Here is a 24,407-nt window from a genome sequence, read left to right as displayed (position 1 = left end):
TTCGATGATTAACTACAGGTGGTGTTAAGTTTCACGTTCTTTGGTCTGAATTGCCAGAATCGACCGCGAGCGCCCGGTCAGACGGCGTTCGGGACGCGGGGTGAGGCGAACGACGAGGCGGGACGAGGCGACTGGCACGGGTCGAGACTGGGCGTCAGTAGAGCTGTTCTTCGCGCTCTTTGCGCTCTTCCTCGCGGCGCTTTTCCTCCTTGAGTCGGCGTCGCCCGCGGAGGTACTGCTTGCCCTTCGGGATGAACTTGTTCTTCAGGTCGAGGAGGAACGAGACGATGCCGTAGGCCCAGAAGAAAAACAGGACCGTCATCCCGCCGAGGTAGAACAGACCGAGTTCGTTGACCATGGATGTGTGATGTGGTGTGGCTCCGATAAGCGTTGTGCGGGCTGTGCGAGTTGCGAGCGGGCGACCGGAGACGAACCGACACGAGCCGTTTTACGGGCGCGTCAGTCGTCGCTTTCCGCTTCCGTGCCGGGCGCGCCGCTCGTCTGGACGGGCGTCTCGATGCCGTGGCTGATGGCCTCGCCCGTCTCGGTGTCGAAGAGGTGGACGCGCGAGCGGTCGAGGACGACCGTCACGTCCTCGTCCTCCTCGATGTCGGTGTCGGGTGCGACGCTCATCAGCAGTTGGTCGTTGGCGACGCCGCTCGTGTCTTCGAGGTTCGTCTCGGCCGACTCCGAGAGCTTCAGGTAGACGAATATCTCGTCGCCCATCGGTTCGAGCACGTCGGTCACGGCATCGATACTGTGGCTGGGGTTCGACACGAGCGCCTCGTCGCCGACGAGGTACACGTCCTCGGGGCGGATGCCCATCGTGACGTCGGTCCCCGCCTCGATGCCGAGGTTCGCGGGGTCGAACTCCACGTCGATGTTGGTCGAGACGAACCCGCCTTCCGTGACCTCGCCGTTGAGGAAGTTCATCGACGGCGAGCCGATGAAGCCGGCGACGAACAGGTTCGCGGGTTCGTTGTAACAGACCAGCGGCGGGTCGATCTGCTGGAGCTGTCCCGAGTCGATGACCGCGATGCGGTCGGACATCGTCATCGCCTCCGCCTGGTCGTGGGTGACGTAGATGATGGTCGTGTCCAGTTCCTTGTGCAGGCGCTGGAGTTCGGTCCGCATGTGGACCCGGAGCTTCGCGTCGAGGTTCGCCAGCGGCTCGTCCATCAGAAAGACGCCGGGATTGCGGACGATGGCGCGGGCGATGGCGACGCGCTGTCGCTGCCCGCCGGACATCTCGTCGGGCATGCGTTCGAGCATTCCCTGGAGTTGAACGATTTCGGCGGCGCGCTCGACGCGGCGCTCGATTTCCTCCTTGTCGTAGTTGCGGAGGCGGAGCCCGAAGGAGATGTTGTCGTAGACGTCCATGTGGGGGAACAGCGCGATGTTCTGGAACACCATCGCGACCCCGCGGTCCTTCGGCGGGAGGTTCGTCACCTCGCGGTCGCCGATGAACACCTTCCCCTCGGAGGGGATGGTGAGGCCCGCAATCATCTCCATGGTCGTCGACTTCCCGCACCCCGACGGACCGACGAGACAGATGAATTCTCCGTCTTCGATGTCGAGGTTCATGTCGTCGACCGCCGTTACGTCGTCGTAGTACTTGCTTACGTGTTCGAGTGTTACGTCTCCCATGGTTACTCCTTCAGCGCTCCTGCAGTCAGTCCACTCACGATGCGTTCCTGCGCGATGATGACAAGGATGGCCACGGGTAAGACCCCCACGATGGAGGCGGCGGCCATCAGGTTGTACGGGGTGTCGAACTGCCCCTGATACTTCAGGATACCCGCGACGATGGGCGCCCACGAGTCGGCCTCGCCGTTGTTCATCAGGAACGAGAAGAAGAACTCGTTGTAGACGCTGATGAACGTGAGGACGCCCGCGGTCGCCACGCCGGGTGCCGAAAGCGGCACGATGACGCGGAACAGCGCGCCCAGTCGGGTCGTTCCCTCTACCCGCGCCGCGTCCTCCAACCCATCGGGAATCTGCCCGTAGAAGGTTGTGAGGATGAATATCGACAGCGGCAGGAACAGCGCGCTGAACGGGAACACCATCGGTGCCGGCGTGTTGAACAGGTCCGGCGTCGATATCGTCACCATCCCGATGCTAATCGCCGTGTTCCCGGTGAACAGTTCGAAAAGCGGGATGAGGAACGCCGCCGGCGGGAAGTAGCTGATGGCGAGGATGCCGAGCATCAGCACGCCCTTTCCGGGGAACCGGAGGCGGCCGAAGACGTACCCCGCGAGGCTGGCGATGAGCAACACGAGCACGGTGGTCGTGATGCCCAGCACGAAGCTGTTGAACATGTACAGGTGGAACGGCACCCGTTCGAACATCGCGAGGAACACCTCGGGGTTGAACCCCTTCGGTACGAGCCCCATGTTGGCGATGAGGTTGTTCGGCGTGAGCGCGAGCACGAGCAGCCAGTAGAACGGGAACAGGGTCGTCACCAGGAAGAACAGCATCGCGACGTAGAACATCGCGCGGTAGACCCTGTCGGGGTTCTTGATGGCGGAGTCGACCCAGCGGCCGAGCGGCCCCTGTTCCATGTCGGCGTCGTCGGAGCCGATGCCGGCTCCCGAAGTTTCGCTGGACATCTTAGAGACCCTCGCTAGCGAAGTTCACGATGTACACCGAGACCACGACGGCGATGATGCCCGCGGTGACGAACGCCACGGTCGCCGAGGTCCCGTACAGCGGCGTGTTGAACGTCGTGACGACGAGACACGACAACGACGGGACCGTCTGACAGCCGGCCATGGTCTGGATGATACCGTAGACGCGCATCGCGTCGATGGTGCGGAACAGCATCGCCACGAGCACCGTCGGCAGGATGAGCGGGAAGGTGATGAGCTTGAACTGCTGCCAGCGCGACGCGCCGGCGACCTTCGCCACGTCGTACAGCGACCGGTCGATGCTCTGCATCCCCGCGAGGATGAGAAGCGCCATGAACGCCGAGGTCTTCCACACGTCGGCCACGATGATGAGGAACAGCGCGTCGGCGGTGTTCCGAAGCGGCGTCGTGCCGATGAGACCGAGCTGGTTCAACAGCGCCGGGTTCTCGCTCGTGCCGACGAGGAATCCGATGTTCGGCTGGAACATCAGGTACCAGATCATCCCCTGGATGACGATAGGAACGGCCCACGGGATGATGATGGCGACGCGGACCCAGCGGCGACCGCGGAAGTCCTGGTCGAGGATGAGCGCCTGACCGAAGCCGATGAGCGTTTCGAACAGCACGCTGAACACGGTGAAGATGAGCGTCACCGCGAGCGCGCTGGAGTAGATGTTCGTGACGAAGGGGAACTCCGAGCTGAACGTCGGGAGGAACTGCGACGGAAGCGCGTAGTTGCGCGCGCCGGTGAACAGGTCCACGTAGTTCTGCAGTCCGACGAACTCGCCGAGTCGCGCGGTCCCCGTCAGCCGGTCGGCGAACAGCGACATGCTGAACGTCGAGACCAGCGGGTAGACGGCGATTACCCCCAAGAGGACGAGCGCGGGCGTCAGAAGCAGGTACGCGAACTGCGTCTCGGAAAGCGACTCCATCCAGTTGATGGCCGAGGCGTACGGGCCGCTCCTCCGGGTGTCGGAAAGTGTCTCCCCTGATTGTTGTTCGGTAGCCATGTCAAATGATAACGTGTATGTTTGTTACGTCTCGGTAAAGACGTTGCTCTACGCGTTCTGCTCGATCTGTTCGAGCTGTGATGCGAGGTCGGACATCGCCTGTTCGGGGGATTTCTCCTGGGCGAACGCGGCGTTGACCTCCTGGGAGATGCGGCCGGACTGCTGCGGCCAAACGACGGTGACCGGGCGGGGAATCGCGTTCTCGCCGGCGACCTTCAGGGCGTCGAGGTAGCGGCCGATGATGGGCACCTCGGCGGCCTGGTCGGATTCGAGCAGCGACGGGCGCGGCGGAATCCAGCCGATGATGCGGAACATGTCCAGCTGGAACTGCTCGGTCTGCATCGTCCGAAGCACCTGCACCGCGGCCTGCTTCTGTTCGTCCGAGGAGTTCGGGTTCATCGTCATGTGCCAGCCGCCGAGGGCGGCGACGGGGCCGCCGGTGCCCTCGTACTGGGCCTCGTCGGCGGTGACGCCGTACGGAATCGGCATGACGCCGAGGTCCTCGCCGAAGCCGGTCTGGTCGTTCTCCTCCGACGGCTCCGCGCCGTTGATGACGATGGAGTACGGCCAGTTGCGGTGCATGACCGCGTTGCCCGTCGTGAAGGGCTGTCGGGACGGGTCCTCGGTCCACTGGAGGACCGCCTCGGGCGAGATGCCGCCCGTGATGCCGTCGAGGGCGTACTCATCGTCCTCGCCGTGGATGAGCGTCCGGACCATCCGAATCGCGTTGATGACCGGCTCTTCTTCGACCGTGATGGGGCGGTCACCGATGGGGCCGAACAGGTTCTCGCGGCCGCCGAAGTACGCGCCGCCGTACGAGGTCATGAACTCGTTGAAGTCACAGCACGACAGGCCCTCGTAGACGTTCGCCTGGAACGTGAACCCGTTCTCGATGTCGGGGTTGGCGTCGAGCGCCTCTTTCGTGACGCGCGAGAAGTCTTCCCACGACATGGACTCGGTCGCCCACGTCGAGAAGTCCTCGTCGGTGTAGCCCGCGTTTCGGAGCAGGTCCTTTCGGTACTGGACCGTCGGGAAGTCGGGGAACAGCGGCTGGCCGTAGAGGTCGCCGTTCGACCCCTTCGCCGTCGAGACGCTGGCCTCGAAGTACTCCTCTTCGATGGTACTGGTCATCTCCTCCGGGAGCGACTGCGAGAGGTTCTGCAGTTGGTTCCGCGCGATGAACGGAATCGTCCACCCGCTGTCCATCATGAGCAGCGTCGGCTCCGAGCGACCACCGGAGAGCCACTGCTGGTACTGTGCCTGCCGGTTGTCCGTCACCTGCGACCCGGCGAGGATGTCGATATCGATGTTCTCCGGGAGGCCGGCGTCCCGGAGCGCCTGCACGACTTCCTCTTCCGCCTCCGCGACGCGGGTGTCGGCGGCCCACTGAAGCGTGATGTCGTCGGTGGTCTCTTCGGTGTTAATCGGCGTGTCGGTGTCGGTGTCGGTGCCACCGTTTCCGCCGCCGTTGCCGTCTCCACCGCCGGTGCTAATGCACCCGGCCAGTCCGACGGCGACGCCCGATGCGCCGGCCGCCTTCACAAAACTGCGTCGAGAGACGCCAGTACGCTTGCCCTTGCGTGAGTCAGCATCAACCATTACAGTCTGTATTCTACAATTAGTGATTATTTATAGTTTTGGTGCTGGCCACTACCGGTGTTGTAGTAAATTACTTGTCAATAGTCTCGGCAGTCCGAAATTCAATCAGTCGAGAATCTGTAACTATTGTCCGTAAAGGTTAGCGCCGTTGACGCTTAGTCTTTACCCGGCGCGGGCCACCGCGGCGTCTTTGGGGCTTCGATTCGCTCGATATCGTTTTCACTCAGGTCCACGTCGAGCGCGCCGACGTTCTCTTCGAGGTGGTCGAGTCGGCGCGGCCCGATGATGGGCGCGTCCACGACGGGTTTGTGGAGGAGCCACGCGAGCGACACCTGCGCGGGCGTCGCCCCTTTCTCCTCGGCGAGCGAGCGAATCGCGTCGAGGACGCCCCAGTTCTCGTCGGTAAAGCGGTTCGACGTGTACTCGTCCGAGTCCGCGCGCGTGTCCGCTGGGACCTCGGCGTTGCGCTCGTACTTGCCCGTGAGGAAGCCGCCCGCGAGCGGCGACCACGGGATGACGCCGATGCCCTCGCCCTCGCAGACCGGAAGCAGGTTCGCCTCCTCGTGGCGGTCGACCGCGTTGTACTCCGGTTGCATGCAGGCGAAGCGTTCGAAGTTCTCCACGTCGGCGGTGTACAGCGCCCTCGTGAACTGGTACGAGGTCATCGTGCTCGCGCCGACGTAGCGGACGAGCCCCTCTTCGACGAGGTAGTCGAGCGCCGAGAGCGTCTCCTCGATGGGGACGCCGTCGTCCCAGCGGTGTATCTGGTAGAGGTCGATGTAGTCGGTGCCGAGTCGGTCGAGGCTCGCGTGCGCCTGGTCGATGATGTGCTTGCGCGAGAGCCCGGACTTGTTCGGCCCGTCACCCATCGGGAAGTAAACCTTCGTCGCGATGGCGAGCTCCTCGCGGTCGCGCTCGGCGATGGCCTCGCCGACGATTTCCTCCGACTCCCCGCGGGAGTAGGCGTTCGCCGTGTCGAGGAAGTTGATGCCGGCGTCGAGCGCGTTGTCGAGGAGGTCGAGACTCGCCTGCCTGTCGTTCATCATCCACTCCGCGCTGGAGCCGAAGTTCATACAGCCCAGACAGAGCCGTGAGACTTCGAGGCCGGTGTCGCCGAGGTAGGTGTACTCCATGTCGGTCACACCGCTTCATACACGAACGTCAATGATAAGCATACGCACATCACGGACGTGAGAGAAACGACCACGGCCGTGGGGAGACGTAATGGCTTTACCCGCGCCTCTGGAACCCGAGGTGTATGGACGGGCGCACTCGTGAGTACCTCGAAGGTCGCTTCGGTGACTACTACCGGAGCACCGACGTTCCGCTCCCGCCCGCGCCGGGCGAACGGGAGTGGGGGGTCATCCCGTGGTCGGCCGGCGGCACGCGGATGCACCGCCACCAGTCGCTTCTCGACCTCGGCGACCTCTCGGACTACCTCGCCCGGAGCGCGCCCCGGCACGTCTACTTCTCGTCGGCCCGGTTTTCGGACCCCGGTGCGGCCTCGATGGACGACAAGGACTGGCGCGAGGCCGACCTCGTCTTCGACATCGACGCGGACCACCTCCCCGGCGTCGACCCCGAGACGACGGGGTACGCCGATATGCTCGACGCCGGGAAGGAGGCCCTTCTCGACCTGCTGAGCCTCCTCGAAGACGACTTCGCGTTCGAGGAGATGCAGGCCGTATTCTCCGGCGGCCGCGGCTACCACGTCCACGTGCGCGACGAATCGGTCCGCGGCCTCGACAGCGAGGCCCGCCGCGAGGTGGTCGATTACATCCGCGCCATCGACCTCGACTTCGACGCGCTCGTCGAGACGCGACAGCACGGGACGACGACCCAGCGCGTCCTCCGAACCGAGGGCGGGTGGGGCCGGCGGACCCACCGGCGACTCCTCGCGTTCGTGGACGCGCTGTTGGAGATGGAAGAAGACGCCGCGCTCTCGCGGTTGAAGGAACTCGACGGTATCGGCGACGGGCGCGCGAAAACGATTCTCGGCGCGTTCCGGAACAACCCCGACGCCGTCCGCGAGGGCAACGTCGAGGCCGGCGGCCCGGGCGTCCGGACGCTGGTCGAGGCGCTCGCCCACGAGACCGTCGAGGACGAGACCTCGCCGATAGACGAACCCGTGACGACCGACACGAAACGGCTGATTCGCCTCCCGAAGAGCCTCCACGGCGGGTCGGGACTCGTCGTCGAACCGCTCGACCGCGACGAAATCGACGACTTCGACCCCCTCTCCGATGCGGTCCCGGACCGCTTCCGCGGCCGCGACATCGCCGTCAGAGTGACCGACCCCGGCGAGGTCGAGTTCGACGGCGATAGCTTTACACTCGACTCCGGCGTGCAGTCGGTAGACGAGAGCCTCGGCGTGTTTCTCATGACTCGCGGTCGAGCCGAGAAGGTGACAGAATGAACGTAGACGACCTCAGGAGCGTGCTTCGGACGGAGCGACAGAAAGACAGCCTACAGCACCTCCGCGAGTCGTTCTACGAGGACGTCGCGGAGTTCATCGCCGAGCAGAAGGCGAAACGCGAGCAGAAGGCCGAACAGCTCGGCACCCACTACTCGCCGGAGATTCGGCGGCTCACGGACGAAATCGAGACCGCGGAGGAGGTCGTCACCTCCATCTACGAGCGCCGCGTCGGCAAGGTCGTCAAGGCCGCGAGCTTCGCGGCCGCGGAGATGTCCTCCGAGACGGACGGGCTGACCCACGAGGAAAAGCGGCTGTTCGACGACCTCGTCGACCGCATCGAGGAGAACCGCGGCACGGTGCTCTCCGCGCTCGAAGACGTGTCGGCCGCCGACTCCCCGAAGGACGCCGTTTCCGCGACCGACGTGACGACCGCGGAACCGGGCGCGCCCGGCGATTCCGGACCCGCGGTTCCACCGGACGAACCCGACCCGGAGACCGCGCCGACCGGCATTGGCACCGACGCTGACGGCTCCGAGACCCCCACCGGCGACTCGGCCGCGGGCGACGTGCTCGCGGACGCGATGGGCGGCGGAACCGGCGACGACGCTTCGGGCGCGCAGTCGACGCCCCAACCGGACCCCGGCCGACCGGCCACCGAGGCCGCCGCGGTGTCGACCGATTCCGGCCCCTCGGACTCCGGTCCCGCGGTTCCGCCGGACGAACCAGACTCGGAGACCGCGGCCCCGTCAGCGGGCGATACCGACACGGTTGAACCGTCCGCCGACGACCCGCTTTCCGGTCTCGCCGACGAGCGCGAGACGGTCCGCATCACCGCCGACGTAGGGACCATCCTCGGCGTCGACGAGCGCGAGTACGACCTCGCCACCGAGGACGTGGTGACGCTTCCGGCGGCCAACGCCGACCCGCTGGTCGAGCGCGGCGCGGCCGAGAAACTCGACTGAGAAAGACCCTTCTTTCCGCCGCCGGAACTGGTGGCTATGCTCGACATTGGCGACGACGCCCCCGACTTCGAACTGCCCGACCAGCGCGGCGACCTCGTCTCGCTGTCCGACTTCCGCGGCGAGCACGTCGTGGTCTACTTCTACCCGCGCGCCGACACGCCGGGCTGTACCACCGAAGCCTGCGGCTTCCGCGACTCGTGGGACGAGTTCGAGGAACGCGACGCGACGGTTCTCGGCATCAGCGACGACCCCGTTTCGGACCTCGACTCGTTCGCCGAGAAGTACGACCTTCCCTTCACGCTCCTGTCGGACGAAGACGGCAGCGTCTCCTCGGCGTACGGCTCGTACGGCGAAAAGAACATGTTCGGCAAGACGTTCGACGGCGTCTTCCGCAACTCGTATCTCGTCGGCCCCGGCGGGACCATCGAGCGGGTCTACGAGGGCGTCTCGCCCGACGGCCACGCCGACGAAATCCTCGCCGATCTCGACGAACTGGACGGCTGAACGGGGACGCCGCCTCGACCGGGCGACTGCCCCGCCCCGGCGGACCGTCCGGTTTCCGTCTCGCGTCGAACCGACAACTACTGACCGAGTACATTCTTTACAAACGACGGGAGACACACCGCATTTCCGGTGAAATAAACGTAGAACTCGTTGATTATTGCGTATCCCGAGAACCGCGTACCACTACGTAGCAGATGGGAGTGATATGAACGTGACGGTCGCGGTGGCCCGTCGGGTGGTAGGTCGGATGAACGCGACCGCGAACCGCCCGGTCGGTCCGCGGCCGACGGTGCCGTCGCTCGGCGGTCGAGTTCGAAAAATCGTCGGAATCGCGGGGGTCGTCGGGGTCGCGTGGGAGTTCGCGCGACGGCCGCGGGCCGCTTACTGGAAGGTGCGGCCGACTTCGGTCTCGCGGTCGCGTTCGACCTCGCTCTTCTGGAAGCGCTCTTCGATCTCCTCGTAGCGGCGGCGCACGTCGTCGGTGACGCTCGCGCCGATTTCGTCGAGGGCGTTCTCGAAGTGTTCCATCGTCACGCGGACGTTACCGACGCTCTCGCCGATGTCCTCCTTCTCGACGCTCCGGATGAACTCGCGGGAGGCGTTCATCGACGCCTCGCGGGCGAGCGCTTCGAGGTCGGCACCGACGTAGCCGTCGGTCTTCGACGCGATTTTATCGAGGTCGACGTCGTCAGCCAACGGCTTTTCGCGGGTGTGCACGTCGAGGATGGCGCGGCGGGCGTCCTCGTCGGGGACGGGCACGTGGACGTGGCGGTCGAGGCGGCCGGGGCGCAGGAGCGCCGAGTCGATGAGGTCCGGCCGGTTGGTCGTCGCGATGACGACCACGTCTTCGAGCGCTTCGAGGCCGTCGAGTTCGGTGAGCAGTTGGGAGACGACGCGCTCGGTGACGCCCGAACTCGACGAGTCGCGACCGCGCTCGGTCGCGATGGAGTCGATTTCGTCGAAGAACACCACCGTCGGGGCGTTCTCGCGGGCCTTCTTGAACACCTCGCGGACGCCCTTTTCGGACTCCCCGACGAACTTGTTCAGGAGTTCGGGGCCCTTGATGGAGATGAAGTTCGACTCCGCCTCGTTGGCGACGGCCTTCGCCAGCAGGGTCTTCCCCGTCCCCGGCGGGCCGTACATCAGGACGCCCTTGGCGGCGTCCATGTCCATCTGCTGGAACACCTCGGGGTATTCGAGGGGCCACTGGATGGTCTCGCGGAGGCGCTCTTTCGTGGGTTCGAGTCCGCCCACGTCCTCCCACGTCACGTCGGGAACCTCGACGAACACCTCGCGGAGCGCCGAGGGCTCGATGCTCTTGAGCGCCTGTCTGAAATCGTCTTCCGTGACCTTGAGGCCTTCGAGCACCTCGGCGTCTATCTCCTCGGCGTCGAGGTCGAGTTGCGGCCGGATGCGCCGCAGGGCGTGCATCGCCGACTCCTTGGCCAGCGATTCGAGGTCCGCCCCGACGAAGCCGTGAGTGCTGTCGGCGTAGGCGTCGAGGTCCACGTCGTCGGTCAGCGGCATGTTCCGCGTGTGGACCTGCATGATTTCCTTGCGTCCGTCGCGGTCCGGCACGCCGATTTCGATTTCGCGGTCGAAGCGCCCGCCGCGGCGGAGCGCGTTGTCGATGGCGTCCACGCGGTTGGTCGCGCCGATGACGACGACTTCGCCGCGCTCGTCGAGGCCGTCCATGAGCGACAGCAGTTGGGCGACGACGCGGCGTTCCACGTCACCGCCGGCCTCGCTGCGCTTGGGCGCGATGGAGTCTATCTCGTCGATGAAGACGATGGCGGGCGAGTTCTCCGTGGCCTCCTCGAAGATTTCGCGGAGTTGCTCTTCGGACTCCCCGTAGTACTTCGACATGATCTCCGGGCCGGAGATAGTGTGGAACGAGGCGTCGATTTCGTTGGCGACGGCCTTCGCGATGAGGGTCTTCCCCGTCCCCGGCGGGCCGTGCAGGAGAACGCCCTTCGGCGGCTCGATACCGAGGCGCTTGAACAGCTCGGGGTGGCGCATCGGGAGTTCGATCATCTCACGGACCTGTTCGAGCTCCTTGTCGAGGCCGCCGATGTCCTCGTAGGTGACGGAGGGACCGCCGTCGTCGCCCGGCGCGGAGTCCTTGATCTGCTCGGCGGGCTTCTGGCTCACCTGGAATTCGGTGTTGTCGGTGACGACGACGGTGCCGTCCGGGTCGGTCGACGCGATTTTGATTGGCACCGACTGGTTCGACGCGCTCATGAAGCCGAAGCCGAGCGGAAGCTGGACGCTCTGGCCCTGCGCGACCGGCTGGCCGGAGAGCTTGTCGCGGATGTAAGTCCCGATGTTACCGCCGATGCGGAGGTTCTGCGGGAGCGCGATAGTGACGCGCTTTGCGGGCTTCACGTCGGCTTTCTCCACGTCCACGCGCTCGTCGATGCCGACGCCGGCCTGCTGGCGGAGACGACCGTCGATGCGGATGATGCCGGTTCCCTGGTCTTCGGGGTAACCGGGCCAGACGCGGGCGATGGCGGTCCCGTCGTTCGGACCGTCGATGCGGATGAAATCTCCGCCTTCGAGGTCGAGTTCCGCGGCCGCGGCTCGGTCGATAGCGGCGAGTCCGCGACCGGCGTCCTTCTGTTTGAGGGGTTTGACGATGAGTTTCATTTACTTGGTGAGGGTGATGGTGAGCACGCCGTTTCGAACCGCCACGTCGGCGTCGCCGCCGGCGGGGAGTTCGAACTCCGTCTCGGTCACGCGGTCGCCGAGGTCGGCCACGACGATGGCCGTCGACCCGACGATGTCCACGTCGACCTCGTCTTCCGAGAGGCCCACGTCGGCCGCGATGACCCAGCAGTCTTCGTATTCGTACCGGCGAATGAACCGCTCGTTCCCGCCGGCGAACTGTTGCATGCTCATGGTAAGTCTAACCCAAGGTTAGCGTTTTGAATATATAAATCTTTCTCCGACGAATCGGGTGACGACACCGATATGCTGCATTTCGGTTGAATTGCGGTTCACAGTCGTCACGCCTCACCGTGCTATTCGCGGCGGAGTAACGTCAAACTAGTGGCCACGGCAGTCGCCCGCACGGCCGAGGCGGGACGGACCGCCGCCGAAACCCGGTGCCGGCGTGGGGGTTTATTGGCTCGCGGCGACCAGTTTCGAGGTATGGAGACGGCCTCGGCGGACCACCACGGACGAGAGACAGCCTATCGATACCGCGACGCGGGCGGAGAAGGACCGACGGTTCTCTGTGTCCACGGGAGCGGCGGCGCACACGGCGTCTGGCGCGGTCAGTTCCGCCTCGCGAGCGACTACCCGGTCGCCGCACTGGACCTGAGCGGCCACGGCGACAGCGACGACGTGAACGCCGACGTCGGCTACGAGACGCTCTCGGCCTACGTCGACGACGTGGTCGCCGTGGTCGAGGAAACCGACGCGAGCGTCCTCGTCGGCAACTCGCTCGGCGGCGCGGTCGTCCTGACGCTGGCGCTCGAACGCGACCTCGACCTCGACGCGCTGGTCCTCGCCGGCACGGGCGCGAAACTCGCCGTGCTCTCGGACCTGCTGAACTGGCTCGACGACGACTTCGACCGCGCCGTCTCGTTCCTTCACGGGGAAGACAAACTGTTCCACACCGACGACGAGCGACTCGTCGAGGGCTCCAAAGAAGCGATGTACGACGCGGGACAGGCCGTCACCCGCCGCGATTTCCGGTCGTGTCACACCTTCGATGTGCGCGACGAAATCGAGGGGATTTCGGTTCCGACGCTCGCGCTCGTCGGCGAGTACGACCGGCTGACGCCGCCGTCGTACCACGAGTACCTCGCCGAGACGATGCCCGACTGCGAACTCGAGACGGTCGAAGACGCCGCGCACCTTGCGATGCTCGAACAGCCGGCAGCGTTCAACGAGGCCGTGAAAACGTTCCTCGACAGCCGCGTCGCGTGAGTTGAAGCCGCGCGGACGCGAGCCTCCTCAGTACAGTTCGTCGAGGTCGTCCTCGACGTGGCTGTGTTCGTCGGCCGGGAACTCGCCGGCCTCGACGGCGTCCCTGTACGCGCCGACCGCCGTCTCCATCTCGGATTTCACGTCGCCGAACTGGGCCGCAAACGGCGGCGTGCGGTCGCTCATCCCGACCACGTCGTCGACGACGAGCACCTGCCCGTCGCAGTCGGGGCCTGCGCCGATGCCAATCGTCGGGATGTCGATGGCCTCCGTGACCTGTTTTGCGAGGTTCGCCGGGACGTGTTCGAGGACGAGCGAGAACGCGCCCGCGTCGGCGTGGGCCTTCGCGAGGTCGAGAATCACCTGTGCGTCGTCGCGGTCCGTCCCCTGCCTGCCGTAGCCGACTTCCTTGACGCGCTGGGGGGTCAAGCCGAGGTGGGCCATCACGGGAATACCGAGCCGGACGAGGTGTTCTGTCAGCTCGACGGTGTGGGGGCCGCACTCCAGTTTGACCGCGTCGGCGTCGGCCTCCTTGAGCATCCGACCGCAGTGTTCGACGCTCGACGCCTCGTCCACGCCGAACGAGAGGAACGGCATGTCGGCGACGACGAGGGCGTCGTCGGCCGCGCGCGCCACCGCGGCGGTCCGGCTTGCTACGTCCTCGACGGTCACCGGCAGCGTCGAGTCGTAGCCGAGCGCCGTGTTGCCCATGCTGTCGCCGACGAGGATGATGTCGATTCCCGCCTCGTCGACGACGCTCGCGGTCGGCGCGTCGTACGCCGTGAGCATCGTGATGGGCTCGCTACCAGCCTTCGCTCGAATGGACCGTACCGTGACCATGCGTGCCGTTCGCGCGTCCGGGTTATCAGCCTTATCAGCCAACTCCAGCGCGCCGCGCGAGGTTCGCTCGTTGCGCCCGCTCACCCGAACCTGCGACCGAGGGAACACTTTACTCGGCGGAACGCGCCTGTGCGAACGACGCATGCCCGCCTCGTCGCCCTCCAACGACCGCTCCGCCCGCGGCCTCTCGCCGGTCGTCGGCGTCTCGCTCCTCGTCGTCATCGTCGTCCTCCTCGCCGCCACGGTCGGCGTGATGGTGATGGGGTTCGAGGACGTGCTCTCCGAGCCACAACCGCAGGTGTCGTTCGACGTGGACTACCACCCCGACGGCCCGGATAACGGCGCGAACGGCGCGTACATCAACATCACCCACGAGTTCGGCAGTCTCGAAGACGGCAGTCGGGTGTTCGTCGTCGACGACGCCAACAACCGCATCGCGTGGGAAGACGTGTGGACCGGCGGCGAGACGGTCGGTCCCGCGGGCGAGTACGCCCACATCGACGGTGCTGGCTCCGACAGCGCGCTGAAGCCCATCTGCGAGGCGGGCCAGCGCTACCGGGTCGTCATCGAACACGAAGACGGGTCGTCGAGTATCCTCGTCGACTACGAGATTCCGACCGAGCCGACCTCCAAAAGCGCCGCCTGCTGAGCGACGGGGCACACCGGAACGCCGGCACCGCGGGTCGCGAGCGCGAACCGGCACGCATTAGCCGTCCCCGTGATACTGCTACCCGTGCAACCAGTCGAGCGCTCGAATCCGGACGGCGTCGATTACGGGTGGGTCATGCAGATGACCTTCGTCACGACGATTCTCGTCGGGTCGCCCATCGTCGCGGTCCTCTCCGTGAACGCGGGGCTCCAGACGTGGGGCGCGCGCGCCGAGTTCGCGATTCGCGTCGGCGCGGTCATCTGGTTCGTGACCGCCGTCGTCCTGTTCGTCTACGCCAAGCGGACCAACGCGGGCGACGGCGGGACGCCCCCCGAGGCGGAGTTAGACACCGACATCGACGCGGAGGACTGAGGCCGGCGCGAACGCGGCGACCGGGGACGTCCCCCGCGACCGCGACGGCGCTCGCTCCCGGAAACTCTTTCACACGATACGGCGACGTTCTCGTATGATAGACGAGACCATCGAGGAGATTCGCGAGATGCAGACGCACAGCTCCTCGGTCGTCGCCGTCAAGGCCACGCGGGCGCTCGCGGAGTTGACGGAGCGCGACTACGCGACCGTCGAGGAGTTCGAACGCGACCTCGAGCGCAACGTCGGCGCGCTCAAGCGGGCGAACCCGTCGCACGCGTCGTTGTACAACGCCTTACAGGACGTGCTTCACAGCATCCAAGGCGAGGTCGACGACCTCGACGAGGCGCGGGACCTCACCTTGGCGACTATCGACCGCGTGGTCGAGAACGTCGAGACGGGCAAGCGCCACGCCGCCCAGCAGGCGGCCGCGACCATCGAGGACGGCCAGACGTTCCTCACTCACGACTACTCCTCGACGGTCATGGAGGCCGTCGAACTCGCCGTCGCCGACGGCGCGGAACTCACCGCCTACGTGACCGAGGCCCGCCCGCGCTTCCTCGGCCGGAAGTTCGCGCGCGAACTCGCCGCCATCGACGACGTCGAGCCGCACCTGATGGTCGACGGCGCGTCGGGGATGTTCCTCCCGAAGTGCGACCGCGTCATCATCGGCATGGACTGTATCGTCGAGGAGACGCTCTACAACCGCATCGGGACGTTCCCGCTCGTCGCCGCCGCCAACGAGGTCGGCGTGCCGGTCACGGTCGTCGGCTCGGGCGCGAAGGTCGTCGACGGCGGCTTCCGCTTCGAAAACGAGATTCGCTCGCCCAGCGAGGTCATGCTCGAACCCGTCGAGGGCATCGAGCTGGAGAACCCCGCCTACGACGCCACACCGGTCGAACTCATCGACGAGGTCATCACCGACGAGGGCGTCATCGAGTTCTGAGCGGGCTCAAAATGCATCATCGCTGAATATCTTCGTATAACACCAGTACGAGACAGCCAGTAGAACGGTAACAACGATGAGTCCAATCGGTGGGATACTAAGAGACTGGACAACCCCCATCGCACATCTCGACGAACCCGCTTCTGCGAACGTGACTGCACATGGAAAAAGCGTGATACCGGCGATACCGATTCCGACGAGAAGTGCGAGGCTTATCCACTCAGATAAGTCTCGCATCAGGATTTAATCGAGGCTGACCCACTCGCCGGTCTCGTCGGAGCGCTCGATGGCGTCGAGCACTTCTTGAACCTCGTAGGCGTCCTCGAACGAGGGCGAGAAGTCGCCGCCGTCGGCGACCGCCGACAGGAACTCGTAGTTCTCGTGGACGAAGGTGTGTTCCCAGCCGAGGACGTGGCCCGGCGGCCACCAGTGGTCGAGGTAGGGGTCGTCCTCGTCGGTGACCAGCACCGTCTCGTAGCCGCGGGCGTCGCCGGTCTTCACCTCCAGTTCGTTGAGGCGTTCGAGCGAGAACTGCAGGCTCCCCTCGGAGCCGTGAATCTCGATGGTGTGGTCGTTCTTGTGGCCGTCGGCGAACCGCGAAGCCTCGAAGTTCCCGACCGCGCCGTTTCCGAACTCCGCCTGCGCGGTGTAGGCGTCGTCGACGGTCACGGGCTTGTACTCGTCCGCGCCGGGCACGGGCCGCTCGTCGACGAACGTCTGGAGGTGCCCGGAGATGCGTTCGATGTCGCCCGCGGCGTCGCGGACGAGGAAGCGCGCGAGGTCGACCGTGTGCGCGCCGAGGTCGCCGAGCGCGCCGGAGCCGGCGAGTTCCTCGTCGTTCCGCCACGACCACGGCGCTTCGGGGTCGACGAGCCAGTCCTGCAGGTAACGCCCGCGGACGTGCCGAATCTCGCCGAGTTCGCCGTCTTCGATGAGTCCCTTCGCGTACCGGATGGCGGGGACGAAGCGGTAGTTGAACGCGCAGCCGGCGACGCCGTCGGCCGCGCGGGCGGCGTCGCGCATCGCCTTGGCCTCGTCGAGCGTCGGCGCGAGCGGCTTCTCGCAGAAGACGCTAGCACCGGCTTCGAGCGCGGCGACGGAGGGTTCGGCGTGGAGGTGGTTCGGGCCGAGGTTGTAGAACACGTCCACGTCGTCGACCACGTCGCGCCAGTCGGTCGCGGTCGATTCGAAGCCGAATCGGTCTGCGGCGTCGGCGAGCGCCTCCTCGTTGCGGCCGACGATGACGGAGCGCTCCACGTCGGGCGCGTCGGGGAAGAACATCGGCAGGCGGGCGAGCGCGTTGGAGTGGGCCTTCCCCATGAAGCGGTAGCCGAGGACGCCGACTGAGAGCGGTTCAGTCATTGCGCCACCTCCGTGCCCGATGCGGTACCGCGGGCGAGGCCGGAGGCCGAGTCTCGCGGCACTTTTTGGTCCAGATTTTTGGGGTGAGCGGGTCGCGAAGCGGCCCCGAACCGCAAAAAGGTGGGCCTGAAGCGGTAGCCGAGAACGCCGATTTTGAGGGGTTCAGACATGAGTTATTCCGCCCAGTAGGCTTCGCCGGGTTGCGTCTCGAAGACGGCCCGCGAGAGCACGTCGACGGCCTTTTCGAGCCCCTCCTTGGACGACGTGAGCGCGTCCTCGTGTTCGATGGAGAGCGCGCCCTCGTAGCCGACCATCCGGAGCGTCGAGACCACGTCCTTCCAGTGGCCTTCGTCGTGGCCGTAGCCGATAGAGCGGAACAGCCACGAGCGGTCGGCGGTGTCCGCGTAGGAGGTCGTGTCGAGGACACCCTTGATGCGCGACTCGGACTCGTAGACCTTCGTGTCCTTCGCGTGGAAGTGGTGGATGGCGTCCTCCTCGCCGAGGAACCGAATCGCGTCGGTGATGGAGATGTCCTGCCAGTAGAGGTGCGAGGGGTCGAAGTTCGCGCCGATGCGCTCGTTCGTCGCCTCGCGGAGCTTCAGCATGCCCGTGGGCTCGTAGACGAGCATGTTCGGGTGCATCTCGATGGCGATGTCCACGCCGTGGTCGTCGGCGAACGCGGCGAGGTCCGACCAGTAGTCGACGGCGACCTCCCACTGGTAGTCGTGGGCGTCGGCGTGCTCGGTCGGCCACGGCGCGGTAATCCAGTTCGGTACCTCGTCGTTCGGGCCGCCGGCGGGGAGTCCCGAGAAACAGGTGACGGTGTTCACGTCGAGGGCGTCCGCGAGTTCGATGGCCTCGCGGAGTTCGGTGTCGGCCTCGGCGGCCGTCTCCTCGACGGGGTGAAGCGGGTTGTTGTGCGTCGCGAGCGCGCTGATTTGCAGGTCTCGGCTCTCGACCGAGTCGAGGAGGTCGGCCTGCGCGTCGTCGTCCGCGAGGACGGCGCTTCGGTCGACGTGGTCCTCGCCGGGCCAGCCGCCGACGGCGAGTTCGACGCCGTCGACGCCGATACCGGACAGGTAGTCGAGCGCGTCGTCGAGGGGTTCGTCTCCGAGCGGGACGGTGAGCACTCCGATGTACATATCAACCACATATACTAGGAAGTGAATAAAAATTAAGGATACACGCAACCGGGTCGACGACGGCGCGGCGGCTCTCCGAATCGGCGTCGAATACGGTTCTGTCAGGCGATTACCGGCGGAGGAACTCCGAGAGCTTCTCTCTGAGGCCGGCTTCCTCGCCGAGTCGGAGGTAGAAGGCGGCCCCGCCGTCCTCGTAGTAGTTGTCGATGCGGCGGCGGACCTCGAAGCCCATCCGCTCGTAGAAGTCGAGGGCGTTCGTGTTCGTCGTCCGGGCGTGACAGGTCACGACCGGATGCTCCCTCGCGACCTCGGCGACGAGTCGCTTGCCGTAGCCCTCGCCGCGGGCGTCGGGCGAGACCGCGAGAAAGAGGATGTAGCCGTCGCGCCGCGTGGAGGCGAACGCGACGAGCGCGTCGTTCTCGTAGAGGAGATACGTGTTCGACCGGCGGTAGGCGTCCATGAAGAAGCCCCGGCGCTGTTTCAGGAGCCCCTCCTCGACCCGAATCCGCTCTTTCAGGTCCCACGCCTCCTCGGCGTACTCGCGCTGGCCGGGGGCGTCGACCCGCATCTCCACGTTGACGCTCACGTCCCGTCGTAGCCGGAGCGAGAATATAACTCCACCGTCCGTTTGCAGGTCCGACCGAAGCCGCCGTCGGCAAACCGGATAGCTCACCGACACGAACGACGCGCGAACGCGGGGGGTCCGGGACGCGAACCCGTCGCCGACCGAAAGGACGAGGGTCGGCGGCGTCCCTCCCTCCGGTATGGGATTCACGCTCCGCGACCACACCGCCGACGTGGCCGTCGAGGCCGACGGCGAGAGCCTCGGTGCCGTCTTCGCCGCCGTCGCCGACGGGCTCACCGCCGCGATGTGCGACGACCCCGCCGAGACGGGCGACCGCTTTTCGTTCGCCGTCCGCGCTGAGGGCCGCGAGGCGCTGTTGTTCGACTACCTCGACCAACTCATCTACGAGCGCGACGTGCGCGGCGTCCTCCCCGCGGCCCACGAGGCAACCGTCCGGCTGGAGGGCGACGAGTGGGTCGTCGAGGCGTCCGCACGCGGCGTCCCCTTCGCCGACGTGGACGCCCGCGACGTGAAGGCTGTCACCTACTCCGAGATGCGACTGGCGGAGACCGACGCCGGGTGGGAGGCGTACGTCGTCTTCGACGTGTGACGTTCCGATTCAATCGTTTCATACCTTCTCTCGCCCGGTTTCGGCTGTATTCATCCCGCGCCGTTATGTTCGTTCGGTCGTAACCCGGGACATGACACAGCACGTCCGCGGGGCGACCCGACTCGCCGGCCTCGTCGCGCTCCTCGCGGCGGGGGCGGGGAGCGCGAGCGCGCACGTCAAGTACGTGACGCCGGGGAGCGACCCCGTCGAAGTGGCGGCGTTTCTGTCGGCTGCGCTGATCGACCCGTTCAATCTCGCCGTCCTCGGCGCGGGCGGCGTCGGTGTCGCGGTCGCCGGTGCGGCCTACCTTCGGTTCCGACCGCTCCCGAACGACGTTCGGGCGTTCCGCCGAACGATGGCGTCCTACGAGTCGCTTCTCCCGTGGCTCCTCCGCCTCGCGGTTGGGCTCCCGCTCGTCGGCGCGGGGTTTTCGGGCTACTTCTTCTCGCCCGCAGTCCAGTCCTCGTCGCCCGTCTTCGTCCGACTGTTCGGCATCACGGTCGGGTTCCTCCTGCTGTTCGGGTTCGGGACGCGCCTCGTCGCCGCGGTCGGCCTCGGAACCTACCTCGTCGGACTGGCGGTCGAGCCGGCGTTAGTCCTCGCGTTCGAGTACGTGCCGGGCTTCCTCGCCATCGCACTCGTCGGCGGCGGCCGCCCCAGCGCTGACCACGTCGTCGCCTCGATGGCCGCCGACGACCGGACGTTCTACTCCCGCATCGACCCGTTCTATCGTCGGGTCGCCCTCCCGTTCGTCGAGCGGACTCGCCACCTCGAAGCCTACGTGCCCGCGGTTCTCCGGGTCGGCCTCGGCCTCACGTTCGTCTACCTCGGCGTCGCTCAGAAGCTCATGGAGCCGGGCGACGCGCTTGCGGTCGTCGCCAAGTACGACCTCACCGCGGTCGTCCCGGTCGCACCAGAACTGTGGGTCGTCGGCGCGGGGCTGGCCGAGGCGCTCGTCGGCGTCCTGCTCGTCGCCGGCGCGTTCACCCGAGCGGCCTCCGCCGTCGCCTTCCTGCTGTTCACGACGACGCTGTTCGGCCTGCCGGACGACCCCGTGCTGGCGCACATCTCGCTTTTCGGTCTCGTGTCGGCGCTGCTCGTGACCGGCGGCGGGCCGCTGTCCGTCGACCGCGCGCTCTCCGACCGCGGCGCGGGCGACGCCGAGAGCGACGGCGACGCGTCTGGGCGGTCCGCCGGCGCGTGACGGAATCCTATTGAGTCGCCGCGTCGATTGTCCGGATATGGAAACGCGCGAGTTCGGCGACATCGAACTGCGACGGGTTCGCGAGCACGTCTGGGAGATTCCGCGGGAGGGCGAGATGAACGCCCCCGCGCGGGTGCTGGCCTCCGAGGCGCTGCTCGACCACATCGGCGACGACAAGACGCTCGAACAGCTGCGGAACGCGACGCACCTGCCGGGTATCACCAAACACGCCATCTGCATGCCCGACGGCCACCAGGGCTACGGGTTCCCGGTCGGCGGCGTCGGCGCGACCGACGCCACGGACGGCTGTCTCTCGCCCGGCGCGGTCGGCTACGACATCAACTGCGGCGTCCGGATGATGACGACGAACCTCACCTACGAGGACCTCCAGGGACACGAGGAGGAACTCGTCGACGCCCTGTTCGAGGCGGTACCCTCGGGCCTCGGCGGCGGCGGCGTCGTCACGGGCGACGCAGAGACCATCGAGGACATCCTCGCCCGCGGGATGCGCTGGGCGGTCGACGCCGGCTACGCCACGGACGACGACCTCGCCCACTGCGAAGACGAGGGCTTCCGCGACGACGCCCGCCCCGAGTTCGTCTCGCAGAAGGCGAAGGACCGCGGCCGTAACCAAATCGGCAGTCTCGGCTCCGGGAACCACTTCCTCGAAGTCCAGCGCGTCACGGACATCTACCGCGAGGACGTGGCCGAGTCGTTCGGCCTCGAAGCCGACCAAATCGTCGTGCTCATCCACTGCGGCTCCCGCGGCCTCGGCCACCAGACCTGCACCGACTACCTCCGACGCATCGAGAAGGAACACAAGGACCTGCTCGACGACCTCCCGGACAAGGAGCTCGCGGCCGCGCCCGCCGGCTCCGCGCTCGCAGAAGAGTACTACGGCGCGATGTGCGCCGCCATCAACTTCGCGTGGGTGAACCGACAGCTCATCATGCACCGCACGCGCGAGGTGTTCGCCGACGTGTTCGACCGCGACTGGCGCGACATGGAGATGCGCCTTCTGTACGACGTCGCGCACAACATCGCCAAGAAGGAAGTCCATGAAGTCGGGGTCGACCCGGAGGGGCGACCTGTGCGAGACAGCGACGCCGTCGAGCGCGAGGAGCGCGAACTCTACGTCCACCGAAAGGGGGCGACGCGGGCGTTCCCCGCGGGGCGACCCGAACTGCCGCCCGCCTACGCCGAGGTGGGTCAGCCGGTCATCATCCCCGGCAGCATGGGCGCGGGGAGCTACGTCCTCCGGGGCGGCGACCAGTCGCTCGACCTCACCTTCGGCTCGACGGCCCACGGCGCGGGCCGACTTATGAGCCGAACCAAAGCGAAACAGGAGTACTGGGGAGAGACGGTGCAGGACGAACTCCGCGAGCAGGAGAAGATATACGTGAAGGCCCAGTCGGGCGCGACGGTCGCAGAAGAAGCGCCCGGCGTCTACAAGGACGTGGACGAGGTCGTCCGCGTCTCGGACGAACTGGGCATCGGCGACAAGGTCGCGCGGACGTTCCCCGTCTGCAACATCAAGGGCTGAGCTCCCGACCCGTGTTCGCGGCTCAGGCGGCGGTCGTTCCGACCGTGCGGCGCTTGTAGAAGTAGTACGCGAGCGCCGCGAGACCGACGAAGACCGCGGTCACGCCGTCGCCGACCGCGCCGCCGGAGAGGAGCGCCGAGACGACGCTTCCGAGGCCGAGCGCGAGGACGAGCAGGCCGCCGCCGAGAATCCACGCCCGCGAGTCGCGGCCGACCTCGTCGTAGTGGCCGCTCTCGATGAGCGCCATCTCCTTTCTGTGTTCGAGGTAGACCACCGCGCCGGCGAACGCGAAGATGACGACGGCGATGACGACGAACGGGACGAAGAACAGCGCGTCACCGAGACCGAACGTGGACTGAATGGGAACCATGATAGATAGTCGACGCGTGAGCTATTGAATACGGAGTGACGCGCGTTCGCACGACTCGGACGTACGTCGCGGGCGCGGAGGCTCCCGAAGACTCAGAACCCGTCGGGACCGCGCGGCCCCGCGTCCGGACCTCGTGGGCCCGACGGACCGGACGGGCCTCCCCCGCCGATGACGACGTAGTCGCTCTCGGGGACGGCTTCGACCTCGCGGCCATTCTCGTATCTGACGAACGAGAGGTAGAACTCGCGGCCGCACGGCGACGCCAGCGTGGGGTTCTCCACGTCGTCGGCATCGACCACGTCACCGGTCCACGACAGGCCGGGGGCGTCGCTCTCGCCGCAGGCGAACCGGACGCCCTCGGCGTCTTCGAAGTCGTCGGTCGGGTCGGCGTACGACCAGCCTTCGAGCGGGTACGGCGTCACCGACTTGTCGGCCAGGTAGCCGTCGCGTTCGAGTTCGACGACCGCGCCGCAGTGCGGACAGTAGTACGAGACCGGAAATCCCATGCGTGACCGTAGGACTCGGCGGGCTTAACGGCCGCGCCGGAGCGGAGGTTTATCACCGATTCCGCGGCCAGCGCCCCCGTGCGTTGAGCATCGCCGCCGGGCGAGACGCGGGAGCGCGGCACGCCGTCCGGCGGAGCGAACGTGCCGCCTGTTCGCCCTGCATCTCTCGATTTCTGCTTCCTCAGAGCCTCGTCTCAGACGCCCGACGGGCCGCCGTCGACGTATCTGAAGGCGACGCCCGCGCGGTCGGCGGTCACCTCGTCGCGACCGGAATCGCCGACGAACACGGCCGAGTCGGGGTCGACCGCCATCCGTTCGAGCGTCGCGAGCAACGGCTCCGGGTCGGGCTTGCGGGTCGCCACGGTGTCGCGGCCGACGACGGCGTCGACGTGCCCCGTGAGGTCGTGCACGTCGAGCGCGACCCGGCAGGCGTCCTCGGCGTTGAGCGAGCAGACGCCGGAGGGGACGCCGTCGTCAGCGAGGTAGTCCGCGAGCGGGAGACGGTCGGAGACCCACGCGCCCTCTCGCTCGTGCGCCGCGAGCTCCCGCTCCAGTTCGTCGCGGACGCCGGCCTCGTCGGCCGCGTCGAGCATCTTCCAGAGGTCCAGCGAGTCGGCGTCGACGCCAGCGTCGCGCAGGACGGCTGCGGCGTCGCTGGCGGCGTCGTCCCAGTCGACGCGGAGGTTAACGAGCGTGCCGTCGAGGTCGTAGACGACGGCGTCGAACGCCGAGAGGTCGGGGAGCGTCATTGCCCGCAGTAGGGAACCGCGGGGAAAAGACGCTTCGGGAGAAGGCCTATACGGAAAACCGGCGTCGCCTCCGATATGGCATCTCCGCTCCGCGAACGCCTCGCCCCAGTCCTCCCGTCGCTCGTCGTCGCGGCCGGCGTCTTCCTCCCGTGGATACAGGTCGACCCAGCCCACGAAGGTCCGGTTATCTCCGTCTACTACGGCGGCATGGGAAACGGTCTGGAGCTCGTCCACGGCATCGTCCTCCTCCCGACAGTCGTCCTGCTCTCCGTGGCCGCGCTCGCCGGACGGCGGTCCCGCCGCGCGGAACTCGTCGTCGGCGTCGTCGGGACCGTCGCAGTCCTGCGGTTCATCCAACTGTGGGACGAGACGTTCGTCTCGGCGGCGGGTGCGTGGGTGACGCTCGTCGGATGTATCTTCCTCGCGGGCGTCGCCGCGGTCGACGTCGTCCGCGAGCGGGGACTGCCGACGCTCGCCCGGAGTCCGTGAGCGACCCGACCGGGTG

Annotated in this window: 26 protein-coding genes; 11 read left to right on the top strand and 15 right to left on the bottom strand. The window is 66.6% G+C overall.

Translation table 11 applies throughout. The annotated features are described in order from the left end of the window. Nucleotides 1-154: 154 nt before the first annotated feature. The 6 genes from C5B91_RS11790 to C5B91_RS11765 form a co-directional block, all read right to left on the bottom strand. Entirely contained in the window at nucleotides 155-358 is a 204-nt protein-coding gene (locus C5B91_RS11790) for a hypothetical protein (RefSeq protein WP_004042869.1), read from the bottom strand. A gap of 101 nt (nucleotides 359-459) precedes the next feature. Beyond that, on the bottom strand, nucleotides 460-1,647 hold the full coding sequence (locus tag C5B91_RS11785) for an ABC transporter ATP-binding protein (protein WP_008095091.1): 1,188 nt from the start codon (nucleotides 1,645-1,647) through the stop codon (nucleotides 460-462). A 2-nt stretch (nucleotides 1,648-1,649) separates the two neighbouring features. Further along, complete coding sequence (locus tag C5B91_RS11780) at nucleotides 1,650-2,609, bottom strand: carbohydrate ABC transporter permease (protein WP_049967809.1); 960 nt, start codon at nucleotides 2,607-2,609, stop codon at nucleotides 1,650-1,652. 1 nt (nucleotide 2,610) lies between these two features. Next, complete coding sequence (locus tag C5B91_RS11775; protein WP_008095088.1) at nucleotides 2,611-3,558, bottom strand: carbohydrate ABC transporter permease; 948 nt, start codon at nucleotides 3,556-3,558, stop codon at nucleotides 2,611-2,613. A gap of 126 nt (nucleotides 3,559-3,684) precedes the next feature. Further along, on the bottom strand, nucleotides 3,685-5,235 hold the full coding sequence (locus C5B91_RS11770) for a substrate-binding domain-containing protein (protein WP_115819362.1): 1,551 nt from the start codon (nucleotides 5,233-5,235) through the stop codon (nucleotides 3,685-3,687). A gap of 155 nt (nucleotides 5,236-5,390) precedes the next feature. Beyond that, nucleotides 5,391-6,368, bottom strand: coding sequence for an aldo/keto reductase (locus C5B91_RS11765; RefSeq protein WP_049968584.1), 978 nt, complete (start codon nucleotides 6,366-6,368; stop codon nucleotides 5,391-5,393). Nucleotides 6,369-6,493: 125 nt separating this feature from the next. Between C5B91_RS11765 and priS the strand changes: the two genes are divergently transcribed. From priS to bcp, 3 genes are read left to right on the top strand one after another with little or no spacing between them, the layout of a single operon-like run. Next, nucleotides 6,494-7,651 carry a DNA primase small subunit PriS gene (priS, locus tag C5B91_RS11760; RefSeq protein WP_008095082.1) on the top strand — a complete coding sequence of 386 codons (1,158 nt, stop codon included), beginning with the start codon at nucleotides 6,494-6,496 and terminating at the stop codon, nucleotides 7,649-7,651. Further along, complete coding sequence (locus C5B91_RS11755; RefSeq protein WP_115819361.1) at nucleotides 7,648-8,613, top strand: DNA replication protein; 966 nt, start codon at nucleotides 7,648-7,650, stop codon at nucleotides 8,611-8,613. Before priS ends, C5B91_RS11755 begins: the two co-directional genes overlap by 4 nt. A 36-nt stretch (nucleotides 8,614-8,649) precedes the next feature. Further along, nucleotides 8,650-9,117 (top strand): thioredoxin-dependent thiol peroxidase, encoded by a 468-nt coding sequence (gene bcp / locus C5B91_RS11750; RefSeq protein ID WP_049967811.1) that lies wholly within the window; start codon nucleotides 8,650-8,652, stop codon nucleotides 9,115-9,117. 381 nt (nucleotides 9,118-9,498) lie between these two features. Here bcp and C5B91_RS11745 read toward each other — a convergent pair whose 3' ends face one another. Then, nucleotides 9,499-11,763 carry a CDC48 family AAA ATPase gene (locus tag C5B91_RS11745; RefSeq protein ID WP_008095076.1) on the bottom strand — a complete coding sequence of 755 codons (2,265 nt, stop codon included), beginning with the start codon at nucleotides 11,761-11,763 and terminating at the stop codon, nucleotides 9,499-9,501. Next, on the bottom strand, nucleotides 11,764-12,015 hold the full coding sequence (locus C5B91_RS11740) for an Hsp20/alpha crystallin family protein (RefSeq protein WP_008095074.1): 252 nt from the start codon (nucleotides 12,013-12,015) through the stop codon (nucleotides 11,764-11,766). A 252-nt stretch (nucleotides 12,016-12,267) separates the two neighbouring features. On the opposite strand from C5B91_RS11740, the gene C5B91_RS11735 reads away from it, so the two are divergent. Continuing rightward, entirely contained in the window at nucleotides 12,268-13,050 is a 783-nt protein-coding gene (locus C5B91_RS11735; protein ID WP_049967812.1) for an alpha/beta fold hydrolase, read from the top strand. Between the two features lie 27 nt (nucleotides 13,051-13,077). Here the strand turns inward: C5B91_RS11735 and panB are convergent, their stop codons facing one another. Next, nucleotides 13,078-13,887: a 3-methyl-2-oxobutanoate hydroxymethyltransferase gene (gene panB, locus C5B91_RS11730; RefSeq protein WP_008095070.1), complete on the bottom strand. Its 810-nt coding sequence runs from the start codon at nucleotides 13,885-13,887 to the stop codon at nucleotides 13,078-13,080. Nucleotides 13,888-14,029: 142 nt separating this feature from the next. Here panB and C5B91_RS11725 point away from each other — a divergent pair, with 142 nt between their 5' ends. From C5B91_RS11725 to C5B91_RS11715, 3 genes are all read left to right on the top strand, one after another. Beyond that, the gene (locus tag C5B91_RS11725) at nucleotides 14,030-14,536 is read left to right on the top strand and encodes a type IV pilin (protein WP_008095068.1); all 507 of its coding nucleotides are present in this window, start codon (nucleotides 14,030-14,032) and stop codon (nucleotides 14,534-14,536) included. A 135-nt stretch (nucleotides 14,537-14,671) separates the two neighbouring features. Continuing rightward, nucleotides 14,672-14,908, top strand: coding sequence for a DUF5822 domain-containing protein (locus C5B91_RS23020; protein WP_004042896.1), 237 nt, complete (start codon nucleotides 14,672-14,674; stop codon nucleotides 14,906-14,908). Between the two features lie 94 nt (nucleotides 14,909-15,002). After that, nucleotides 15,003-15,851: a translation initiation factor eIF-2B gene (locus tag C5B91_RS11715; protein ID WP_049967815.1), complete on the top strand. Its 849-nt coding sequence runs from the start codon at nucleotides 15,003-15,005 to the stop codon at nucleotides 15,849-15,851. Between the two features lie 243 nt (nucleotides 15,852-16,094). On the opposite strand, the gene C5B91_RS11710 is transcribed toward C5B91_RS11715, so the two are convergent. From C5B91_RS11710 to C5B91_RS11700, 3 genes are all read right to left on the bottom strand, one after another. After that, nucleotides 16,095-17,213 (bottom strand): Gfo/Idh/MocA family protein, encoded by a 1,119-nt coding sequence (locus tag C5B91_RS11710; protein ID WP_115819360.1) that lies wholly within the window; start codon nucleotides 17,211-17,213, stop codon nucleotides 16,095-16,097. A 173-nt stretch (nucleotides 17,214-17,386) separates the two neighbouring features. Beyond that, complete coding sequence (locus C5B91_RS11705; protein WP_004974649.1) at nucleotides 17,387-18,355, bottom strand: sugar phosphate isomerase/epimerase; 969 nt, start codon at nucleotides 18,353-18,355, stop codon at nucleotides 17,387-17,389. 109 nt (nucleotides 18,356-18,464) lie between these two features. Beyond that, a complete protein-coding gene (locus C5B91_RS11700) occupies nucleotides 18,465-18,941 on the bottom strand; it encodes an N-acetyltransferase (protein ID WP_004969418.1) in 477 nt (158 codons plus the stop codon). A 178-nt stretch (nucleotides 18,942-19,119) separates the two neighbouring features. Between C5B91_RS11700 and C5B91_RS11695 the strand changes: the two genes are divergently transcribed. From C5B91_RS11695 to C5B91_RS11685, 3 genes are all read left to right on the top strand, one after another. Further along, on the top strand, nucleotides 19,120-19,530 hold the full coding sequence (locus tag C5B91_RS11695; RefSeq protein ID WP_004042904.1) for an archease: 411 nt from the start codon (nucleotides 19,120-19,122) through the stop codon (nucleotides 19,528-19,530). Nucleotides 19,531-19,621: 91 nt separating this feature from the next. Continuing rightward, entirely contained in the window at nucleotides 19,622-20,734 is a 1,113-nt protein-coding gene (locus tag C5B91_RS11690; RefSeq protein WP_115819359.1) for a DoxX family protein, read from the top strand. Between the two features lie 37 nt (nucleotides 20,735-20,771). Next, on the top strand, nucleotides 20,772-22,277 hold the full coding sequence (locus C5B91_RS11685; protein ID WP_115819358.1) for an RtcB family protein: 1,506 nt from the start codon (nucleotides 20,772-20,774) through the stop codon (nucleotides 22,275-22,277). Between the two features lie 22 nt (nucleotides 22,278-22,299). Here C5B91_RS11685 and C5B91_RS11680 read toward each other — a convergent pair whose 3' ends face one another. The 3 genes from C5B91_RS11680 to C5B91_RS11670 form a co-directional block, all read right to left on the bottom strand. After that, nucleotides 22,300-22,647, bottom strand: coding sequence for a hypothetical protein (locus C5B91_RS11680; RefSeq protein ID WP_008095054.1), 348 nt, complete (start codon nucleotides 22,645-22,647; stop codon nucleotides 22,300-22,302). A 92-nt stretch (nucleotides 22,648-22,739) separates the two neighbouring features. Further along, nucleotides 22,740-23,153 (bottom strand): hypothetical protein, encoded by a 414-nt coding sequence (locus C5B91_RS11675; protein WP_008095052.1) that lies wholly within the window; start codon nucleotides 23,151-23,153, stop codon nucleotides 22,740-22,742. A 194-nt stretch (nucleotides 23,154-23,347) separates the two neighbouring features. Then, the gene (locus C5B91_RS11670) at nucleotides 23,348-23,902 is read right to left on the bottom strand and encodes an HAD family hydrolase (protein WP_008095050.1); all 555 of its coding nucleotides are present in this window, start codon (nucleotides 23,900-23,902) and stop codon (nucleotides 23,348-23,350) included. Between the two features lie 75 nt (nucleotides 23,903-23,977). On the opposite strand from C5B91_RS11670, the gene C5B91_RS11665 reads away from it, so the two are divergent. Next, nucleotides 23,978-24,391 (top strand): hypothetical protein, encoded by a 414-nt coding sequence (locus C5B91_RS11665; protein WP_008095048.1) that lies wholly within the window; start codon nucleotides 23,978-23,980, stop codon nucleotides 24,389-24,391. The last annotated feature ends 16 nt before the right edge of the window (nucleotides 24,392-24,407 follow it).

Origin of the sequence: Haloferax sp. Atlit-10N (assembly GCF_003586325.1) — an archaeon.
Taxonomy (GTDB): Archaea; Halobacteriota; Halobacteria; order Halobacteriales; family Haloferacaceae; genus Haloferax; species Haloferax prahovense.
This window is presented reverse-complemented; position numbering and strand designations above follow the sequence as displayed.

What these genes read in the sequence shown, in the direction of transcription:
- C5B91_RS11710 (WP_115819360.1), bottom strand. Translation starts at nt 17,213, where the DNA reads ATGACTGAACCGCTCTCAGTCGGCGTCCTCGGCTACCGCTTCATGGGG.
- C5B91_RS11765 (WP_049968584.1), bottom strand. Translation starts at nt 6,368, where the DNA reads ATGGAGTACACCTACCTCGGCGACACCGGCCTCGAAGTCTCACGGCTC.
- C5B91_RS11780 (WP_049967809.1), bottom strand. Translation starts at nt 2,609, where the DNA reads ATGTCCAGCGAAACTTCGGGAGCCGGCATCGGCTCCGACGACGCCGAC.
- C5B91_RS11680 (WP_008095054.1), bottom strand. Translation starts at nt 22,647, where the DNA reads ATGGTTCCCATTCAGTCCACGTTCGGTCTCGGTGACGCGCTGTTCTTC.
- C5B91_RS11670 (WP_008095050.1), bottom strand. Translation starts at nt 23,902, where the DNA reads ATGACGCTCCCCGACCTCTCGGCGTTCGACGCCGTCGTCTACGACCTC.
- C5B91_RS11740 (WP_008095074.1), bottom strand. Translation starts at nt 12,015, where the DNA reads ATGAGCATGCAACAGTTCGCCGGCGGGAACGAGCGGTTCATTCGCCGG.
- C5B91_RS11785 (WP_008095091.1), bottom strand. Translation starts at nt 1,647, where the DNA reads ATGGGAGACGTAACACTCGAACACGTAAGCAAGTACTACGACGACGTA.
- C5B91_RS11675 (WP_008095052.1), bottom strand. Translation starts at nt 23,153, where the DNA reads ATGGGATTTCCGGTCTCGTACTACTGTCCGCACTGCGGCGCGGTCGTC.
- bcp (WP_049967811.1), top strand. Translation starts at nt 8,650, where the DNA reads ATGCTCGACATTGGCGACGACGCCCCCGACTTCGAACTGCCCGACCAG.
- panB (WP_008095070.1), bottom strand. Translation starts at nt 13,887, where the DNA reads ATGGTCACGGTACGGTCCATTCGAGCGAAGGCTGGTAGCGAGCCCATC.
- C5B91_RS11775 (WP_008095088.1), bottom strand. Translation starts at nt 3,558, where the DNA reads ATGGAGTCGCTTTCCGAGACGCAGTTCGCGTACCTGCTTCTGACGCCC.
- C5B91_RS11665 (WP_008095048.1), top strand. Translation starts at nt 23,978, where the DNA reads ATGGCATCTCCGCTCCGCGAACGCCTCGCCCCAGTCCTCCCGTCGCTC.
- C5B91_RS11715 (WP_049967815.1), top strand. Translation starts at nt 15,003, where the DNA reads ATGATAGACGAGACCATCGAGGAGATTCGCGAGATGCAGACGCACAGC.
- C5B91_RS11735 (WP_049967812.1), top strand. Translation starts at nt 12,268, where the DNA reads ATGGAGACGGCCTCGGCGGACCACCACGGACGAGAGACAGCCTATCGA.
- C5B91_RS11685 (WP_115819358.1), top strand. Translation starts at nt 20,772, where the DNA reads ATGGAAACGCGCGAGTTCGGCGACATCGAACTGCGACGGGTTCGCGAG.
- priS (WP_008095082.1), top strand. Translation starts at nt 6,494, where the DNA reads ATGGACGGGCGCACTCGTGAGTACCTCGAAGGTCGCTTCGGTGACTAC.
- C5B91_RS11745 (WP_008095076.1), bottom strand. Translation starts at nt 11,763, where the DNA reads ATGAAACTCATCGTCAAACCCCTCAAACAGAAGGACGCCGGTCGCGGA.
- C5B91_RS11725 (WP_008095068.1), top strand. Translation starts at nt 14,030, where the DNA reads ATGCCCGCCTCGTCGCCCTCCAACGACCGCTCCGCCCGCGGCCTCTCG.
- C5B91_RS11690 (WP_115819359.1), top strand. Translation starts at nt 19,622, where the DNA reads ATGACACAGCACGTCCGCGGGGCGACCCGACTCGCCGGCCTCGTCGCG.
- C5B91_RS11705 (WP_004974649.1), bottom strand. Translation starts at nt 18,355, where the DNA reads ATGTACATCGGAGTGCTCACCGTCCCGCTCGGAGACGAACCCCTCGAC.
- C5B91_RS11790 (WP_004042869.1), bottom strand. Translation starts at nt 358, where the DNA reads ATGGTCAACGAACTCGGTCTGTTCTACCTCGGCGGGATGACGGTCCTG.
- C5B91_RS11755 (WP_115819361.1), top strand. Translation starts at nt 7,648, where the DNA reads ATGAACGTAGACGACCTCAGGAGCGTGCTTCGGACGGAGCGACAGAAA.
- C5B91_RS11770 (WP_115819362.1), bottom strand. Translation starts at nt 5,235, where the DNA reads ATGGTTGATGCTGACTCACGCAAGGGCAAGCGTACTGGCGTCTCTCGA.
- C5B91_RS11695 (WP_004042904.1), top strand. Translation starts at nt 19,120, where the DNA reads ATGGGATTCACGCTCCGCGACCACACCGCCGACGTGGCCGTCGAGGCC.
- C5B91_RS23020 (WP_004042896.1), top strand. Translation starts at nt 14,672, where the DNA reads ATGCAGATGACCTTCGTCACGACGATTCTCGTCGGGTCGCCCATCGTC.